This is a genomic window from Pseudomonas sp. 2hn (assembly GCF_019646095.1).
Taxonomy (GTDB): Bacteria; Pseudomonadota; Gammaproteobacteria; order Pseudomonadales; family Pseudomonadaceae; genus Aquipseudomonas; species Aquipseudomonas peradeniyensis.
This window is the reverse complement of sequence record NZ_CP081016.1, coordinates 5,068,784-5,086,414: the sequence shown is the minus strand read 5'-3', so window position 1 is coordinate 5,086,414 and position 17,631 is coordinate 5,068,784. Positions and strand designations below refer to the sequence as shown.

Sequence of the window (17,631 nt, the reverse complement as noted above, 5' to 3'; positions counted from 1 at the left end):
TCGATAAGCCCTTTTAGAAGGTGGTGGCTACACAGGGACTTGAACCCCGGACCCCAGCATTATGAATGCTATGCTCTAACCAACTGAGCTATGTAGCCAACTTGGCGCGCATTATTAGCTCGAATCGCGATCCTGTCAACAACGTTTTTAAAAAAAATTGCCAACCTTTCAAAAACTTAGCCGGGAAGGGCGCTTCAGCGCACGATCAGCCAGTGGCCGAGCAGGTTGTGCAGGCGCAGTTGCTGGTCGGCGGCCAGGCGCTCGAGGCTCTGCGCCGGGTGGTCGAGGTCGAAATCGCCGCTGACGCGCTGATAGGCCGCTTGCTCGTTCAGCAGCCAGACCCGCTGGCCACGGTAATCGGCCAGGCGCTCCAGCACCTCGCTCAACGGCAGGTTCCTGGCCTTCAATTGACCGTTGCGCCAGGCATCGGCCAATTTGGCATCGATCTTTTCGACCGGATTGATGCGGCTTTCGCTGAACGTCACCCGTTCGCCGGCATTGACCAGGCGTTGGTCGCCGCCCTGCAACACCGCAGCCTTGCCGCCGAACACCACCAGTTCGTCGTGGTCGGCATGGCGGGCGATCTGCAGGCGGGTGCCGAACACCTGGATCCGCGTGTCATCGACCTGCACCTCCATAGCCCGGCCATCGAGCATCACCTCCAGGTATACCTGTCCCTGCACCAGGTGCAGCTGGCGGGTGCGGCCACGCAGGTCGACATTCATCGCGCTGGCGCTGTCCAGGTGCAGGGTCGAGCCATCGGCCAGGCGCACGCTGCGGCGCTCGCCGCTGTCGGTGTGCAGTTCGCTGCCCAGACGCTGCATCACCGGCCAGTAGAGCCAGGCCAGTGCGCCCACCAGCAGCAGGAACAGCAGCGCCAGGCACAGCCCGGCCCGGCTGCGACGGACCTTGGCGATGCGTGGTCGCGGGCGTGCCGCCGGCACCTGCAGTTGCTGCCAGTAGGCTTCGAGCTGGGCATAGGCCCTGGCGTTGAGCGGGTCCTGGCACCAGCTGGCGAATGCCTGGCGCAGGGCCTCGTCGCAGTCGGGTTGGCGCAGGCGCGAGAACCATTCCAGGGCTTCCTGCTCGGGGTCGGGCGTGGGCTGCAAGGCGGGCATCGGGCTCATGGGATCGGTCTGCTCGCAGGAGGAGGGCGGTTTTGCCCAGCGTTTACAGGGAAGAGGAGAAGGATGCTAATTATATTGAGAATTATTTACAAGTACGTGTCGGATGGAAGTCTCGGCAAAATAAAAAGGTAGCTTCGTATCTATTTGTTTCACGATAATCGGATCCCAACCCGCGGACGGACATCGAGCCCATGGCCATCAGCAGTACCACCACTTCCAGTGTCAGCAGCCCGGCAAGCCAGGTCTCGCCGCTGGTGATGCGCATCATCGGTTTCTGCGCCCTGGCGCATCTGATCAACGACCTGATCCAGTCGGTGCTGCCGGCGATCTACCCGATGCTCAAGGCCAACTACAACCTGAGCTTCGCCCAGATCGGCCTGATCACCCTGACCTTCCAGATCACCGCCTCGCTGCTGCAACCGTGGGTGGGCTTTTTCACCGACAAGCGGCCCACGCCGAACCTGCTGCCGCTGGGCACGGTGTGCACCCTGGTGGGTATCGTGATGCTGGCTTTCGTCGGCAGCTTCCCGATGATCCTGCTGGCCTCGGCGCTGGTGGGCATCGGTTCGTCGACCTTCCACCCCGAGACCTCGCGCATCGCCCGCCTGGCTTCCGGTGGGCGCTTCGGCCTGGCGCAGTCGAGCTTCCAGGTCGGCGGCAACGCCGGCTCCGCCCTCGGCCCGCTGCTGGCGGCGGCGATCGTGATTCCCTTCGGCCAGACCCATGTCGCCTGGTTCGGCGTGGCCGGGTTGTTCTTCTTCGCCGTGAGCCTGATGCTGCGCCGCTGGTACAAGGAGCACCTCAACCAGGCCAAGGCGCGCAAGGCGGTGCAGGCCACCCACGGCATCTCGCGCCAGCGGGTGATCCTGGCGCTGGTGGTGCTGGGCTTGCTGGTGTTCTCCAAGTACTTCTATATGTCCAGCTTCACCAGCTACTTCACCTTCTACCTGATCGAGAAGTTCCAGCTGTCGGTGGCCAGTTCGCAGTTGCACCTGTTCCTGTTCCTCGGCGCGGTGGCGGCGGGCACCTTCTTTGGCGGGCCGATCGGTGACCGCATCGGGCGCAAGGCGGTGATCTGGTTCTCGATCCTCGGGGTGGCGCCGTTCACCCTGGCGCTGCCGTATGCCGACCTGTTCTGGACCACCGTGCTCAGCGTGGTGATCGGTTTCATCCTGGCGTCGGCGTTCTCGGCCATCGTGGTGTATGCCCAGGAACTGGTGCCGGGCAATGTCGGGATGATCGCCGGGATCTTCTTCGGCCTGATGTTCGGCTTCGGCGGCATCGGTGCTGCGCTGCTGGGGTATGTGGCTGATCTGCGTGGGATCGAGTATGTGTATGGGGTTTGCTCGTTCCTGCCGTTGTTTGGGTTGCTGGCGGTGTTCCTGCCGTCCACTGGCAAACGCTGAAAGTCGGCCGGATGCATTCTTTGTAGGAGCGGCCTTGTGCCGCGAAAGGGCCGCAAAGCGGCCCCAGGATTGTCGCGTTTAACCAAAGATTTCCGGGGCCGCTTCGCAGCCCTTTCGCGGCACAAGGCCGCTCCTACAGGGAAGTGCATCAAGGCCGACGATTGACGATTTGGATCCGCATGGCCTAGAGTGCCGCCTCCTCAATCCCTGCGTAGTCGATGCAATGCGCCGTACCCGTAGTCTCCGCCCGCACCGCCAGCCTGTCGCCCCGACAGCGCGCCGCGCGTGGCCGAGCGACACGGTGCTCAAGCGTCGACGCAGCGTGCTGTTCGCCTTCACTTTCTCGCCACACCTTGCCCTGAACTGATCCGCGCCCCTGCATCCCGCGCCATTGCGGCGTGACTGCGGGCGCCTGCGTTCGAACATCTTTCAGCGGATTTTCCAGTCGGCCAGGGCCAGAGCCCCTGTGCGCCGGCTTGCAAGGAGTGGTACATGAACATGCGTTTGCTGGCGGGCCTGTTGTTCGCCGTGTCGGTGGTCGGTTTCAGCCTCGGGGCGAGCCTGCCACTGGTGTCGTTGCGCCTGCACGAGGCGGGGGCGGGGACACTGGAGATCGGCATCATCTCGGCGATCCCGGCGGCGGGCATGATGCTTTCGGCCTTCATGGTCGACGCCTGCTGCCGGCACCTGACCCGGCGCGTCATCTACCTGCTCAGCTTCAGCCTGTGCACCCTGAGCATCGCCCTGCTGGAATGGGCCTTCGACTCGATGCTGTGGCTGGCGCTGCTGCGCCTGGGGCTCGGCATCGGCATGGGCATCGCGATCATCCTCGGCGAATCGTGGGTCAACGAGCTGTGCCCGGAGCACAACCGCGGCAAGATCATGGCCCTGTACGCCACCAGCTTCACCGGCTTCCAGGTGCTCGGCCCGGCACTGCTGGCGCTGCTCGGCGCCGACAGCCCGTGGCTGACCGGCGTGGTCACCGTCTGCTACGGGTTGGCGCTGCTGTGCATCCTGTTCACCGTGCCCAACGACCATGTCGAGCATGGCGACGAAGGCGAGAAGAGCTTCGGCCTGGCTGGCTTCTTCCGCGTCGCCCCGGCCTTGTGCGTGGCGGTGCTGTTCTTCTCGTTCTTCGATGCGGTGGTGCTGTCATTGCTGCCGGTGTACGCCAGCAGCCACGGTTTTGCCGTGGGCGTGGCGGCGCTGATGGTGACCGTGGTGTTCGCCGGCGACATGATCTTCCAGCTGCCGCTGGGCTGGCTTGCCGATCGGGTCGAGCGCACCGGGCTACACCTGGTATGCGGGCTGGTGGCGATGAGCATCGGAATTGCCTTGCCCTGGCTGCTGCAGATGACCTGGCTGCTGTGGCCGCTGCTGGTGGTGCTCGGGGCGGTGGCCGGTGGCATCTATACCCTGGCGCTGGTGTTGATCGGGCAGCGCTTCAGGGGCCAGGACCTGGTGACCGCCAACGCCAGTGTCGGCCTGCTGTGGGGTGTCGGCAGCCTGGTCGGGCCGCTGGTCAGCGGCGCGGCGATGGATGTGGCGCCCCATGGCTTGCCCATGGCGCTGGCGCTGATGGCAGGGTTGTTCGTGTGTTTCGCCCGGCAGGCATACCGTCGGGCGGGCAGGCTGCAGGCAGCGGTGGACTGAGCAGCCGGGTAGTCCGCTGGTTGGCAGGCGTGGTGCTGGTGGGCTTTGCCCGCGAAACAGCTGCCACGCCATGGGCTAATGCCAGTCAGGTAAGCCAATTGGGGTCGCTGCGCGACCCTTCGCGGGTAAACCCGCTCCCACAAGTACGGTACTCGATTCAGCGTTTGCGCGATCCTGTGGGAGCGGGTTTACCCGCGAAGGGCTGCAAAGCAGCCCCAACCAAGCGCGATGAAGCGCTAACTGACAGGCATTACGCCATGGGCCTTCTTTATATAGGCAATCCACACGTTATTGCAGGCATAAAAAAACCGACCCTAGGGTCGGTTTTTTCGACAAGAACGTCGCTTAGGCAGCTGCAGCTTCTTTCAGCGCCTTGATGTGGCCATTCAGACGGCCTTTGTGGCGAGCAGCTTTGTTCTTGTGAATGATACCCTTGTCGGCCATACGGTCGATTACAGGTACAGCCAGAACGTAAGCGGCTTGCGCTTTTTCGGCGTCTTTTGCGTCGATGGCCTTGACTACATTCTTGATGTAGGTGCGGACCATGGAACGCAGGCTGGCGTTGTGGCTGCGACGCTTCTCAGCCTGTTTTGCACGTTTCTTGGCGGAAGGTGAGTTGGCCACCGTCGAGCTCCTCGAAAGACTTTAGGTAAATAGCAAACAAAATAGGCCGCGAATCATGCCGATGAGTCGAACGGATGTCAAGGCCACCTGCAGGGTTCCGCCGAGTGGTGAGCCAACAGGAGGGAAATATTCCTTTCTGTCGCACGACCTGTAAACTCGGGAATTTTTGGCTCCCCTGCGAAGGCGCGGGAGTATCGCACATTCGGACGCTGTCTGGCAGCGCCCTCTGTCTCTGGCGTGAAACTTTTCGATGAACCTGCTCAAATCCTTGGCCGCGGTCAGCTCCATCACCATGATTTCCCGGGTGCTCGGCTTCGTGCGCGATACCATCCTGGCGCGGGTGTTCGGTGCCGGCATCGCCACCGACGCCTTCTTCATCGCCTTCAAACTGCCCAACCTGCTGCGGCGGATCTTCGCCGAGGGGGCCTTCTCCCAGGCCTTCGTGCCGATCCTGGCCGAGTACAAGACCCAGCAGGGCGAGGAGGCCACCCGTACCTTCATCGCCTATGTGAGCGGCCTGCTGACCCTGGTCCTGGCCCTGGTCACGGTGATCGGCATCCTCGCCGCGCCGTGGGTGGTCTGGGCCACCGCGCCGGGCTTCGTCGACAGCGCGGAGAAATACGAGCTGACCACTTCGCTGCTGCGGGTGACGTTTCCTTATATATTGCTGATCTCGCTGTCGTCGCTGGTCGGCGCGATTCTCAATACCTGGAACCGCTTCAGCGTGCCGGCGTTCACCCCCACGCTGCTCAATGTTGCGATGATCGCTTTCGCCGTGCTGCTGACGCCGTACTTCGACCCGCCGATCATGGCCCTGGGCTGGGGCGTGCTGGCCGGTGGCCTGGCGCAACTGCTGTACCAGCTGCCGGCGCTGAAGAAGATCGGCATGCTCGTGCTGCCTCGCCTGAACCTGCGCGACACCGGCGTGTGGCGCGTGCTCAAGCAGATGCTGCCGGCCATCCTCGGGGTGTCGGTGAGCCAGATCTCGCTGATCATCAACACCATCTTCGCCTCGTTCCTGGTGGCAGGCTCGGTGTCGTGGATGTACTACGCCGACCGTCTGATGGAGCTGCCCTCCGGCGTGCTCGGCGTGGCCCTGGGCACCATCCTGCTGCCGACCCTGGCCAAGACCTATGCCAACAAGGACCGTGAGGAGTATTCGCGGATCCTCGACTGGGGCCTGCGCCTGTGCTTCCTGCTGGTGCTGCCCTGCACCCTGGCCCTGGCCATCCTCGCCGAGCCGCTGACCGTGGCGCTGTTCCAGTACGGCAAGTTCACCGCCTTCGACGCGGCCATGACCCAGCGCGCCCTGATCGCCTATTCGGTGGGCCTGCTGGCGATCATCCTGGTCAAGGTACTGGCACCTGGCTTCTATGCGCAGCAGAATATCCGCACGCCGGTGAAGATCGCGGTCTTCACCCTGGTCTGCACCCAGCTGCTCAACCTGGTGCTGATCGGCCCGCTGGCCCATGCCGGGCTGGCCCTGGCCATCAGCCTGGGCGCGTGCCTGAACGCCGGCCTGCTGTACTGGAAGCTGCGCAGCCAGCAACTGTTCCAGCCGCAGCCGGGCTGGCTGGCGTTCCTGCTCAAGCTGGTGCTGGCCGTGACCCTGATGGCGGGCGTGCTGCTGCTGGGCATGCACTACCTGCCGGCCTGGGAACAGGGCAACATGCTCGCGCGCTTCCTGCGCCTCGGCGGCCTGATCGCGGCGGGCGTGGTGACCTACTTCGGCTGCCTGTTCCTGTGCGGGTTCCGCCCTCGGCATTTCGCCCGCAAGGCGTTGCATTGAGGCGCGAGAGGGGTCAGGCGTCGGTTTTTCGCATTCCACGCCCCATGGGGGCGCTGCTGCCTGTCACCAGCGCCCGGGTGTGGTTATAATCGGCCACTTTATGAGCAAGAAGCGCGTTATGCAGCTGGTTCGAGGTCTTCACAACCTGCGCCCCGAGCACCGGGGCTGTGTCGCCACCATTGGCAACTTCGACGGGGTCCACCGCGGCCACCAGGCGATCCTCGCACGCCTGCGCGAACGCGGTCAGGAACTGGGCCTGCCCACCTGCGTGGTGATCTTCGAGCCGCAGCCGCGCGAGTACTTCGCCCCGCAGAGCGCCCCGGCGCGCCTGGCCCGCCTGCGCGACAAGGTCGAGCTGCTGGCCGGCGAGGGCATCGACCGAGTGCTGTGCCTGTCGTTCAACCAGCGCCTGAGCCAGCTCAGCGCCGAGCAGTTCGTCAAGGCGGTGCTGGTCGACGGCCTGGGCGTGCGCCACCTCGAAGTGGGCGATGACTTCCGCTTCGGCTGCGACCGCGCCGGCGACTTCGTCTTCCTCACCGAAGCCGGCAAACGCCACGGCTTCACCGTCGAGGCGGCCAATACCGTGATCCAGGACGGCCTGCGGGTCAGCAGCACCGAAGTGCGCAAGGCCCTGGCCGAAGGCAACTTCGAGCTGGCCGAGCACCTGCTGGGGCGTCCGTACCGTATCACCGGGCGCGTGCTGCATGGCCAGAAGCTGGCCCGCCAGCTCGGCACCCCCACCGCCAACATCCAGCTCAAGCGCCGTCGCGTGCCGCTGTCCGGGGTCTACCTGGCCAGCATCGAGATCGACGGCAAGGCCTGGCCGGGTGTCGGCAATATCGGAGTGCGCCCCACCGTTGCCGGTGACGGGCGTCCTCACCTGGAGATTCATCTCCTGGACTACGCCGGCGACCTGTATGGCCGGCGCCTGACGGTGGAATTCCACCACAAGCTGCGTGAAGAGCAGCGTTTCGCCTCCCTGGAGGCGCTGAAGTCGGCGATCGACGCGGACATCGCCGCCGCACGTGCCCACTGGCACGCTCAACCGCTAACGAAGAGCCTGAAATGACCGACTACAAAGCCACGCTTAACCTTCCGGACACCGCCTTCCCCATGAAGGCCGGCCTGCCTCAGCGCGAACCGCAGATCCTGCAGCGCTGGGACAGTATTGGCCTGTACGGTAAGTTGCGCGAGATTGGCAAGGATCGTCCGAAGTTCGTCCTGCACGACGGCCCGCCCTATGCCAACGGCAAGATCCACATCGGTCATGCGCTGAACAAGATTCTCAAGGACATGATCGTCCGCTCCAAGACCCTGTCCGGCTTCGACGCGCCGTATGTGCCGGGCTGGGACTGCCACGGCCTGCCGATCGAGCACAAGGTCGAGGTCACCCACGGCAAGCACCTGACCGCCGACCGCACCCGCGAGCTGTGCCGCGAGTATGCCGCCGAGCAGATCGAAGGGCAGAAGACCGAGTTCATCCGCCTGGGCGTGCTGGGCGACTGGGACAACCCGTACAAGACCATGAACTTCGCCAACGAGGCCGGTGAAATCCGCGCCCTGGCCGAGATGGTCAAGCAAGGCTTCGTGTTCAAGGGCCTCAAGCCCGTGAACTGGTGCTTCGATTGCGGCTCGGCCCTGGCTGAAGCCGAGGTCGAGTACGCCGACAAGAAATCCCAGACCATCGACGTCGCCTTCCCGGTGGCCGATGCCGACAAGCTGGCCGCCGCCTTCGGCCTGGGCGCGCTGGCCAAGTCCGCCGCCATCGTGATCTGGACCACCACCCCGTGGACCATCCCGGCCAACCAGGCGCTGAACATCCACCCGGACTTCAAGTACGCCCTGGTCGATACCGGCGAGCGCCTGCTGGTGCTCGCCGAAGAGCTGGTCGAGTCGTGCCTCAAGCGCTACAACCTGGAAGGCTCGATCATCGCCACCGCCCCGGGCTCGGCCCTGGAACTGATCAACTTCCGCCACCCGTTCTACGACCGCCTGTCGCCGATCTACCTGGCCGACTACGTCGAACTGGGCGCCGGTACCGGCGTGGTGCACTCCTCGCCGGCCTACGGTGAAGACGACTTCGTCACCTGCAAGCGCTACGGCATGGTCAACGACGACATCCTCACCCCGGTGCAGAGCAACGGCGTGTACGTCGAGTCGCTGCCGTTCTTCGGCGGCCAGTTCATCTGGAAGGCCAACCCGGCCATCGTTGAAAAGCTCAGCGAAGTCGGTGCGCTGATGCACACCGAGACCATCAGCCACAGCTACATGCACTGCTGGCGCCACAAGACCCCGCTGATCTACCGCGCCACCGCGCAGTGGTTCGTCGGCATGGACAAGCAGCCGAGCACTGGCGAGCCGCTGCGCGAGCGCGCCCTCAAGGCCATCGAAGAGACCAAGTTCGTTCCGGCCTGGGGCCAGGCGCGCCTGCACTCGATGATCGCCAACCGTCCGGACTGGTGCATCTCGCGTCAGCGCAACTGGGGCGTGCCGATCCCGTTCTTCCTCGACAAGCAGACCGGCGAACTGCACCCGCGTACCGTCGAGCTGATGGAAGAAGTCGCCAAGCGCGTCGAGCAGGAAGGCATCGAGGCCTGGTTCAAGCTGGACGCCGCCGAGCTGCTCGGTGACGAAGCCGGCCAGTACGACAAGATCACCGACACCCTCGACGTCTGGTTCGACTCCGGCACCACCCATTGGCACGTGCTGCGCGGCTCCCACGACATCGGCCACGCCACCGGCCCGCGCGCCGACCTGTACCTGGAAGGCTCCGACCAGCACCGCGGCTGGTTCCACTCCTCCTTGCTGACCGGTTGCGCCATCGACGGCCACGCGCCGTACCGCGAGCTGCTGACCCACGGCTTCACCGTGGACGAGAACGGCCGCAAGATGTCCAAGTCGCTGGGTAACACCATCGAGCCGCAGAAGGTCAACGACACCCTGGGCGCCGACATCCTGCGCCTGTGGGTCTCGGCCACCGACTACTCCGGCGAGATGGCGGTTTCCGAGCAGATCCTGCAGCGCAGCGCCGATGCCTACCGGCGTATCCGCAACACCGCGCGCTTCCTGCTCTCGAACCTGTCTGGCTTCGACCCGGCCCGCGACCTGCTGCCAGCCGAAGACATGCTGGCCCTGGACCGCTGGGCGGTCGACCGCACCCTGTTGCTGCAGCGCGAGCTGGAAGAGCACTACAGCGAGTACCGTTTCTGGAACGTCTACTCGAAGATCCACAACTTCTGCGTGCAGGAGCTGGGTGGCTTCTACCTCGACATCATCAAGGACCGCCAGTACACCACCGGCGCCAACAGTGTCGCCCGCCGCTCGTGCCAGACCGCGCTGTACCACATCAGCGAGGCACTGGTGCGCTGGATCGCGCCGATTCTGGCGTTCACCGCCGACGAGATCTGGCAGTACCTGCCGGGCGAGCGCAACGAGTCGGTGATGCTCAACACCTGGTACCAGGGCCTGGCCGAACTGCCGGCCGACGCCGAGCTGGACCGTGCCTACTGGGACCGCGTGATGGCCGTCAAAGCCGCGGTCAACAAGGAGCTGGAGAACCAGCGTACCGCCAAGGTCATCGGTGGCAACCTGCAGGCCGAAGTCACCCTGTTCGCCGAAGAGGGCCTGACCGCCGACCTGAACAAGCTCGGCGACGAACTGCGCTTCGTGCTGATCACCTCGGCCGCCAGCGTGGTGCCGTTCGTCCAGGCGCCGGCAGATGCCGTGACAACCGAAGTCGAAGGCCTCAAGCTGAAAGTGGTCAAGTCCGGCCATGCCAAGTGCGGCCGCTGCTGGCACTTCCGCGCCGATGTGGGCAGCCACCCGGAGCATCCGGAGATCTGCGCCCGTTGCGTCGACAACCTGAGCGGTTCGGGCGAGGTGCGCCACTATGCCTAATGCTCCTGCAGGGCGCTTCGGGCGCCTTGCCTGGCTCTGGCTGAGCCTGGTGGTCCTGGTCCTCGACCAGGCCACCAAGCTGTACTTCGACAACGCGCTGACCATGTACCAGCAGATCGTGGTCATCCCCGACTACTTCAGCTGGACCCTGGCCTACAACACCGGCGCGGCGTTCAGCTTCCTGGCCGACAGCTCCGGCTGGCAGCGCTGGCTGTTCGCGCTGATCGCCGTGGTGGTCAGCGCCGTGCTGGTGGTCTGGCTCAAGCGCCTGGGGCGCAACGAGACCTGGCTGGCCGTGGCCCTGGCCCTGGTGCTGGGCGGCGCGCTGGGCAACCTGTACGACCGCGTCGTGCTGGGCCATGTGGTCGATTTCATCCTGGTGCACTGGCAGAACCGCTACTACTTCCCGGCCTTCAACCTGGCCGACAGCGCGATCACCGTGGGCGCGGTGATGCTGGCGCTGGACATGTTCAAGAGCAAGAAGTCCGAGGAAGCCGTCCATGACTGAGACCCGCATCGGCCAGAACACCGAAGTCACCCTGCACTTCGCGCTGCACCTGGAAAACGGCGACACCGTCGACAGCACCTTCGACAAGGCCCCGGCCACGTTCAAGGTCGGCGACGGCAACCTGCTGCCGGGCTTCGAGAACGCCCTGTTCGGCTTCAAGGCCGGTGACCAGCGCAAGCTGAGCATCGCCCCGGAGAACGCCTTCGGCCAACACAACCCGCAGAACGTGCAGGTGATGCCGCGCTCGCAGTTCGAAGGCATGGAGCTGTCCGAAGGGCTGCTGGTGATCTTCAACGACGCCGCCAACACCGAGCTTCCGGGCGTGGTCAAGGCGTTCGACGACAACCAGGTGACCATCGATTTCAACCATCCACTGGCTGGCAAGACCCTGAACTTCGAGGTGCAGATCCTCGACGTGAAGGCCGTGTGAGCCTGGAGCCGAGCATGCAAATCAAACTCGCCAACCCGCGCGGCTTCTGCGCGGGGGTCGACCGGGCGATCGAGATCGTCAACCGCGCCCTGGAAGTCTTCGGCCCGCCGATCTACGTGCGCCATGAAGTGGTGCACAACAAGTTCGTGGTCGAGGACCTGCGCAACCGTGGCGCGATCTTCGTCGAAGAGCTGGACCAGGTACCGGACGATGTCATCGTCATCTTCAGCGCCCACGGCGTTTCCCAGGCCGTGCGCCAGGAAGCCGCCGGCCGTGGCCTGAAGGTGTTCGACGCCACCTGCCCGCTGGTGACCAAGGTGCATATCGAGGTCGCCAAGTACAGCCGCGACGGCCGTGAGACCATTCTCATCGGCCACGAGGGGCACCCGGAAGTCGAAGGCACCATGGGCCAGTACGACGCCAGCAACGGCGGTGCCATCTACCTCGTCGAGGACGAGGACGATGTCGCCAGGCTGCAGGTGCGCAACCCTGACCACCTGGCCTTCGTCACCCAGACCACCCTGTCGATGGATGACACCAGCCGGGTGATCGACGCCCTGCGCGAACGCTTCCCGAACATCGGCGGCCCGCGCAAGGACGACATCTGCTACGCCACCCAGAACCGCCAGGATGCCGTCAAGCAGCTGGCCGACGAGTGCGACGTGGTATTGGTGGTCGGCAGTCCCAACAGCTCCAACTCCAACCGCCTGCGCGAGCTGGCCGAGCGCATGAGCACACCGGCCTACCTGATCGACGGCGCCGAGGACCTGCAACGCAGCTGGTTCGACGGGGCCGAGCGCATCGGCATCACCGCCGGGGCCTCGGCACCGGAGGTGCTGGTGCGTGGCGTGATCGACCAGCTCAAGGCCTGGGGCGCGAGCGGCGCCGAAGAGCTCGACGGGCGCGAGGAGAACATCACCTTCTCCATGCCCAAGGAGCTGCGGGTCCGCTCGATCTGAGTCAGTCCGGCGCACAGCGGCGGCCCTCGTCGCTGCGCAGGCTGACCCGGCCACTGGGGCTGAGCACCACCTGATGACGGCTGTCGAGGGTGGTGCGCGGGCAGATGTCCAGCGTGGTGCCGACGAAGCCCACCCCCAGCGGCGCACCCCGGGCGCTGAACCTCACGACCCGGTCCGAGGTCGTGGCAATCCTCAGCGGCCTGTGCAGGCGATGCGTCTGCAACAGCTCGCCATCCTGTTCCAGCACCACTCGCCAGCCCTTGCCCCAATCCTCCTCCAGTGGCCGGAGCAGCACGGCCTGGTGCCTTAGCGCCGCCTGATTTCGGGCGCCGCGCAGGGCCTGTGCCAGCTCCCTGGCCACGGCACCGACGTAAAGCTCATCGCTGAACTTGCCGTAGGCCGATATGCCCTGGTGTGTCAGAAGGCTCAGCACGCCCAGTGCGAACATCATTTGTATCAGTGTTACGCCTTGTTGCCCCACGCTGCATTCCTCCCTGGAAGTGCTTCTCTGTAGCTTCCAGGACGCCCGGCAAGGGCGCCAGTCGGCCGGTTCGGGTTGCGGCCTAGGAAAGATCCCAGGAGGGGTTATGGGGGCTAGGGAAGGGGGCATGACACTGCTGGAGGTGCTGCTGGCCGTCACGGTGCTGACGCTGGGGCTGTTCGCATCGGCGGCCTTGCAGCTGCGTGGGTTGCAGGCGGTCGAGGGGGCGCGGCGGGAAGCGCAGGTGTTGCAACTGGCACAGGGCATGTTGGAGCGCGTGAGGGCCGCCGGGGCGCTCGAAGCGGGCGAGGAAGCGGCCTGGCAGTCGCGCCTGACCCAGGTGCTCGGTGGTGCGGCGCAAGGGCGCATGAACCTGGTCGGGGGCGTGCTGGTGCTGGAGGTCGATTGGCCGGACATGGGAGAGGGGCGGCAGTCGCTGAGCGTGCAGGGCAGGGTGCTGCCATGAGGCGTCGGCAGGTGGGTTTCGGCCTTGTCGAGGCACTGCTGGCCCTGGCACTGGGCCTGATGTTGCTGGTGGCCGCCGGCCAGGTATTCGTCTCGGCGTATCAGGCCTTGCAACTCCAGGGCGCGGCGGCGCGCCTGCAGGATGACGCCCGCCTGGCCTTGCAGCGAATGGCCGAGGATATCCGCCAGGCGGGGATGTTCGGTTGCCTGCGTCTTGAAGCCGAGGACTTCGCCGATCCTGGCGCAGCACAGGCCTTCGCGTCGCCCATAGAGGTCACCGGCGACAGCCTGACCCTGGTCGGCGCCGAGTTGCCCGGGTTGCTCGGCACCCCGGACTGGACCGTGCTCAGCGATTGCCGCAGTTGGGCGCGGGTGCAGCCCGGGCAGCACGTCGGGGACGGCGAGTTGTTGGCCCTGCCGGTGCGCCGGGTGACCTACCGGGTGCGCAACGGCAGCCTGATGCTCACCAGCAATGCGCAGCATGCCAGCCTCATCGACCAGGTGCGGGCGCTGGAGGTCAGCCGTGTCGAGGCGGGGGCGGGTGAGCGGCTGGATATCCACCTGACCTTGCATGACCGGCAGCATGGGCTCGAGCAGCGCCATTCACTGAGCGTGGCCCTGCGCAACCCGGGAGCCGAGTCGTGACGGGGCAGCGTGGCGTTGTGCTGTTGCTGGCGCTGGTCCTGAGTCTGCTGTTCGGCCTGCTGGCAACCCTGGCCATGCGCGAGGCGCTTTTGCAGCAGCGCCAAGCAGGCGATCAGCTGGCCGGCGCGCGAGCCTTCGAGCAGGCTGAGGCTGCCTTGATCGAGGGCGCAGAACTGCTCGCAGGCAGCATCCCTGCCCGATGCCAGGCCTGTCCGCCACCCAGTCCACCTGATCCGCAGCCTTCTCCACCCTGGCTGGTGACCCGCAGTGGCTTCGTTTACCTGCAAACCCTGGGAGACAGCTTGCGTGTCGTGGGTCAGCCCGTCGGGGACAGGCTGACGCTGGTCCGGGTGACGGCGGTGGGCCTTCAAGCCCGCGGGCGGCAACTGCTGGAGGCGGTCTATGCCATCGATGATGGCGGCGCGGTGAAGCGGATCAGCTGGCGCCAGCGCCTGGGGGAGGGCTGAGATGCAGCGCGGCCTTGGTCTGATCGAATTATTGATTGTCGTGGCGCTGATCGGCATGCTGGCAGCCATTGCCTACCCCAGCTACAGCGACCAGTTGCGCCGCGCCGCACGAAGCGAAGCGCTCGGCCTGCTGCAGGACGCGGCATTGCGCCTGGAGCAGCACCGCGCGCGCGTGGGCGGTTATGCCGACAACGAGCAGTTGACCACCGTGTTGCCCGCGGGCACACGCTACTACCGCCTGCAGGCCTGGCGCGACACTGACCGGTTCAGCCTGCGCGCCAGCCGTGTGCCCGAGGCCTTCATGGCGGATGACCGCTGCGGCGACTTCCTGCTCGACCAGGCGGGCGTGCGCGATAACACGGGCGCGGGCGACGAGGTGTGCTGGGGAAGCTGAAGATCATGAGGTGCCCAGGCGCCGTGGAATTACTTCAGGTGTTGGATCGAACCATGAGCAAGCAAGTAGTGATTGTCGGCGGCGGTGTCATCGGCCTGCTGACCGCGTTCAACCTGGCCGCGGATGTCGACCGGGTGGTGGTGTGCGACCAGGGCGAGGTGGGTCGGGAGTCGTCCTGGGCCGGTGGCGGGATCGTTTCGCCGCTGTACCCGTGGCGCTACAGCCCGGCGGTGACCGCCCTGGCGCACTGGTCGCAGGATTTTTATCCACAGCTGGGCGAGCGCCTGTTCGCCAGCACCGGGGTCGACCCCGAGGTGCATATCACCGGGCTGTACTGGCTGGATCTGGACGACGAAGCCGAGGCCCTGGCCTGGGCCGCACGCGAGCATCGCCCGCTCAGTGCGGTGGATATCTCGGCGGCCTACGATGCCGTGCCGGTGCTTGGCCCGGGTTACCGCCATGCCATCTACATGGCGGGCGTGGCCAACGTGCGCAACCCGCGCCTGGTGAAGTCGCTGAAGGCCGCGTTGCAGGCATTGCCGAACGTGACCCTGCGCGAGCATTGCCAGATCACCGGGTTCGTCCATGAAGGTGGTCGCGTTACCGGTGTGCAGACCGAGGACGGTGTGATCGCCGCTGACGATGTGGTGCTCAGCGCCGGAGCCTGGAGCGGTGACCTGCTGCAGACCCTCGGGCTGACGCTGCCGGTGGAGCCGGTGAAGGGGCAGATGATCCTGTTCAAGTGCGCCGAGGACTTCTTGCCGAGCATGGTCCTGGCCAAGGGGCGCTATGCGATCCCGCGCCGCGACGGGCATATCCTGGTGGGCAGCACGCTGGAGCATGCCGGCTACGACAAGACCCCGACGGGGGAGGCGTTGGAGAGCCTGAAGGCCTCGGCGGTGGAGTTGCTGCCGGCGCTGGCGGAGGCCGAGGTAGTGGGGCATTGGGCTGGCTTGCGCCCTGGCTCGCCTGAAGGTATCCCGTATATCGGCGCGGTGCCGGGGCATGAAGGGCTATGGCTGAACTGCGGGCATTACCGCAACGGGCTGGTGCTGGCGCCGGCGTCGTGCCAGCTGTTCGGTGATTTGCTGATGGGGCGCGAGCCGATTATCGATCCGGCGCCGTATGCGCCTGGGGGGCGTCTGGGCTGAGCGCATAACCACTGTAGGAGCGGCCTTGTGCCGCGAAAGGGCCGTGAAGCGGCCCCAGGATTTCAGCGTTGACGCAAAGATCGCCGGGGCCGCTTTGCGGCCCTTTCGCGGCACAAGGCCGCTCCTACAGAGGGCGCGTAGGCTGTCAGCGTTGCTGGCCAGGCCCTTGTTCCAGATGCTGCTGGCTGCAGTACCACTCCTGGCCACGCTGCAACGCCCGGTCGTTGGGCAGGTGCACGCCGCAATGGGCGCAGCGCACCATCTTCAGCGGATCCTGCAGGCGCGGCTCGGCAGGTGATTGCTGACTGGTCTTGAACTTGCGCCACAGCCAGAACGCGGCGGCGATCAGGGCGATCCAGAAGAGTAGGCGAACCATGGTGTCCAGCTTGTCGAGAAAAGAAGCCGACAGTCTAGGACGCAGGCATGAAAAAAGGGAGGCCTCGGGCCTCCCTTTCTTTGCGTGCGTGGTATCAGTCGAACAGACCGAAGGTCATGTAGCTGAACCAGGAACGGTCCTTCTCGGCTTCCTTCGGACCTTCCGGCAGGATCGGGTCGCCGTTCTCGTCCTTGGGCAGCAGCTCTTGCGGAATCTCGGAACGGGCGTCCTGGAACTGCTTGACCACGTCCTGGTTGGCGCGGGTCTCGCCCGGCGGCAGCGGCGCCTGGGTGTCGATCAGGCCCAGGGTGGCCTTGGACAGCCACGAGCGGTTGCCGTTTTCATCCACTTTGGCGACGAACTGGCCATCGACCAGGCTCGGGTGGTTCGGGTAGTTGAGCTTGAGGGTCTCGAGGCTGGTGGCCGCCAGCTCGTCCAGGTGCATGCGCTGGTACGACTCGACCATCACCGCCAGGCCATCGCCTACCGACGGGGTTTCCTGGAAGTTCTCCACCACGTAGCGGCCACGGTTGGCGGCGGCCACATAGGCCTCGCGGCTCAGGTAGTAGTTGGCCACGTGGATTTCGTAGGAGGCCAGCAGGTTGCGCAGGTAGATCATGCGCTGCTTGGCGTCCGGGGCGTAGCGGCTGTTGGGGAAGCGGCTGGTCAGCTGGGCGAACTCGTTGTACGAGTCGCGGGCGGCGCCCGGGTCACGCTTGGTCATGTCCAGCGGCAGGAAGCGCGCCAGCAGGCCACGGTCCTGGTCGAACGAGGTCAGGCCCTTGAGGTAGTAGGCGTAGTCGACGTTCGGGTGCTGCGGGTGCAGGCGGATGAAGCGCTCGGCGGCGGACTTGGCGGCCTCGGGCTCGGAGTTCTTGTAGTTGGCGTAGATCAGCTCGAGCTGGGCCTGGTCGGCGTAGCGGCCGAACGGGTAGCGCGATTCCAGGGCCTTGAGCTTGTTCACGGCGCTGGTGTAGCTGGAGTTGTCCAGGTCGGCCTGCGCCTGCTGGTACAGCTCGGCCTCGCTGAGGTTCTCGTCAATGACTTCCTTGTTCGAGGAACAGGCAGCGGTGAGCCCGAGGATGGCGATCAGCAGCAGGTGTTTCACTTGCATGGCGGCTTGCGTCCCTTTGACGGCCGCTGTCTTGGGCGGTGCCGTCCTGTTATGATGAGCGCCCCCGGCCAAACCCCGGGGCAAAAGAAGCCGTATTTAACCACAAGCGCGCAGCCGAAACCAAAGGCTGAACGCCCGTCGATTC

General features: G+C 65.4%; 17 protein-coding genes, 1 tRNA gene and 1 pseudogene. 13 read left to right on the top strand and 6 right to left on the bottom strand.

Annotated elements, in window-relative coordinates; translation table 11 throughout:
- Positions 1-21: 21 nt before the first annotated feature.
- Positions 22-98: transfer RNA gene (locus tag K2O50_RS22975), tRNA-Met, on the bottom strand.
- A 96-nt stretch (positions 99-194) separates the two neighbouring features.
- Positions 195-1,118, bottom strand: a complete 924-nt coding sequence (locus K2O50_RS22970; protein ID WP_050703654.1) for a FecR domain-containing protein — start codon at positions 1,116-1,118, stop codon at positions 195-197.
- Positions 1,119-1,318: 200 nt separating this feature from the next.
- Between K2O50_RS22970 and K2O50_RS22965 the strand changes: the two genes are divergently transcribed.
- Positions 1,319-2,533, top strand: a complete 1,215-nt coding sequence (locus tag K2O50_RS22965; protein WP_050703655.1) for an MFS transporter — start codon at positions 1,319-1,321, stop codon at positions 2,531-2,533.
- A 492-nt stretch (positions 2,534-3,025) separates the two neighbouring features.
- On the top strand, positions 3,026-4,186 hold the full coding sequence (locus tag K2O50_RS22960; protein WP_050703656.1) for an MFS transporter: 1,161 nt from the start codon (positions 3,026-3,028) through the stop codon (positions 4,184-4,186).
- 345 nt (positions 4,187-4,531) lie between these two features.
- On the opposite strand, the gene rpsT is transcribed toward K2O50_RS22960, so the two are convergent.
- Positions 4,532-4,810, bottom strand: a complete 279-nt coding sequence (gene rpsT, locus K2O50_RS22955) for a 30S ribosomal protein S20 (RefSeq protein WP_023533220.1) — start codon at positions 4,808-4,810, stop codon at positions 4,532-4,534.
- A 250-nt stretch (positions 4,811-5,060) separates the two neighbouring features.
- Here rpsT and murJ point away from each other — a divergent pair, with 250 nt between their 5' ends.
- From murJ to ispH, 6 genes are all read left to right on the top strand, one after another.
- Positions 5,061-6,599, top strand: coding sequence for a murein biosynthesis integral membrane protein MurJ (murJ, locus tag K2O50_RS22950; RefSeq protein WP_050703657.1), 1,539 nt, complete (start codon positions 5,061-5,063; stop codon positions 6,597-6,599).
- Between the two features lie 118 nt (positions 6,600-6,717).
- Positions 6,718-7,668 carry a bifunctional riboflavin kinase/FAD synthetase gene (gene ribF, locus K2O50_RS22945; RefSeq protein ID WP_050703658.1) on the top strand — a complete coding sequence of 317 codons (951 nt, stop codon included), beginning with the start codon at positions 6,718-6,720 and terminating at the stop codon, positions 7,666-7,668.
- Positions 7,665-10,496, top strand: a complete 2,832-nt coding sequence (ileS, locus tag K2O50_RS22940; protein ID WP_050703659.1) for an isoleucine--tRNA ligase — start codon at positions 7,665-7,667, stop codon at positions 10,494-10,496. The genes ribF and ileS overlap by 4 nt, the downstream gene beginning before the upstream one ends.
- Positions 10,489-11,004, top strand: a complete 516-nt coding sequence (gene lspA / locus K2O50_RS22935; protein WP_028689904.1) for a signal peptidase II — start codon at positions 10,489-10,491, stop codon at positions 11,002-11,004. Before ileS ends, lspA begins: the two co-directional genes overlap by 8 nt.
- Entirely contained in the window at positions 10,997-11,434 is a 438-nt protein-coding gene (locus K2O50_RS22930) for a peptidylprolyl isomerase (protein ID WP_023629753.1), read from the top strand. Before lspA ends, K2O50_RS22930 begins: the two co-directional genes overlap by 8 nt.
- A 14-nt stretch (positions 11,435-11,448) precedes the next feature.
- Entirely contained in the window at positions 11,449-12,393 is a 945-nt protein-coding gene (gene ispH / locus K2O50_RS22925) for a 4-hydroxy-3-methylbut-2-enyl diphosphate reductase (RefSeq protein WP_050703660.1), read from the top strand.
- Between the two features lies 1 nt (position 12,394).
- On the opposite strand, the gene K2O50_RS22920 is transcribed toward ispH, so the two are convergent.
- The gene (locus K2O50_RS22920) at positions 12,395-12,844 is read right to left on the bottom strand and encodes a GspH/FimT family protein (protein WP_050703661.1); all 450 of its coding nucleotides are present in this window, start codon (positions 12,842-12,844) and stop codon (positions 12,395-12,397) included.
- 136 nt (positions 12,845-12,980) lie between these two features.
- Here K2O50_RS22920 and K2O50_RS22915 point away from each other — a divergent pair.
- From K2O50_RS22915 to thiO, 5 genes and pseudogenes are all read left to right on the top strand, one after another.
- Positions 12,981-13,157: pseudogene (locus tag K2O50_RS22915) on the top strand (pilus assembly protein PilV); the annotation flags it as partial.
- 179 nt (positions 13,158-13,336) lie between these two features.
- A complete protein-coding gene (locus K2O50_RS22910) occupies positions 13,337-13,984 on the top strand; it encodes a hypothetical protein (RefSeq protein ID WP_050703662.1) in 648 nt (215 codons plus the stop codon).
- A complete protein-coding gene (locus tag K2O50_RS22905; RefSeq protein ID WP_050703663.1) occupies positions 13,981-14,451 on the top strand; it encodes a hypothetical protein in 471 nt (156 codons plus the stop codon). The genes K2O50_RS22910 and K2O50_RS22905 overlap by 4 nt, the downstream gene beginning before the upstream one ends.
- Position 14,452: 1 nt before the next feature.
- A complete protein-coding gene (locus tag K2O50_RS22900; protein WP_050703664.1) occupies positions 14,453-14,845 on the top strand; it encodes a type IV pilin protein in 393 nt (130 codons plus the stop codon).
- Between the two features lie 53 nt (positions 14,846-14,898).
- The gene (thiO, locus tag K2O50_RS22895) at positions 14,899-15,996 is read left to right on the top strand and encodes a glycine oxidase ThiO (protein ID WP_050703665.1); all 1,098 of its coding nucleotides are present in this window, start codon (positions 14,899-14,901) and stop codon (positions 15,994-15,996) included.
- Positions 15,997-16,141: 145 nt separating this feature from the next.
- Here the strand turns inward: thiO and K2O50_RS22890 are convergent, their stop codons facing one another.
- Together K2O50_RS22890 and K2O50_RS22885 are read right to left on the bottom strand one after the other, a co-directional pair.
- Complete coding sequence (locus K2O50_RS22890; RefSeq protein WP_050703666.1) at positions 16,142-16,372, bottom strand: PP0621 family protein; 231 nt, start codon at positions 16,370-16,372, stop codon at positions 16,142-16,144.
- A 94-nt stretch (positions 16,373-16,466) separates the two neighbouring features.
- Positions 16,467-17,486 carry an outer membrane protein assembly factor BamD gene (locus tag K2O50_RS22885; RefSeq protein WP_050703667.1) on the bottom strand — a complete coding sequence of 340 codons (1,020 nt, stop codon included), beginning with the start codon at positions 17,484-17,486 and terminating at the stop codon, positions 16,467-16,469.
- Positions 17,487-17,631 lie beyond the last annotated feature (145 nt).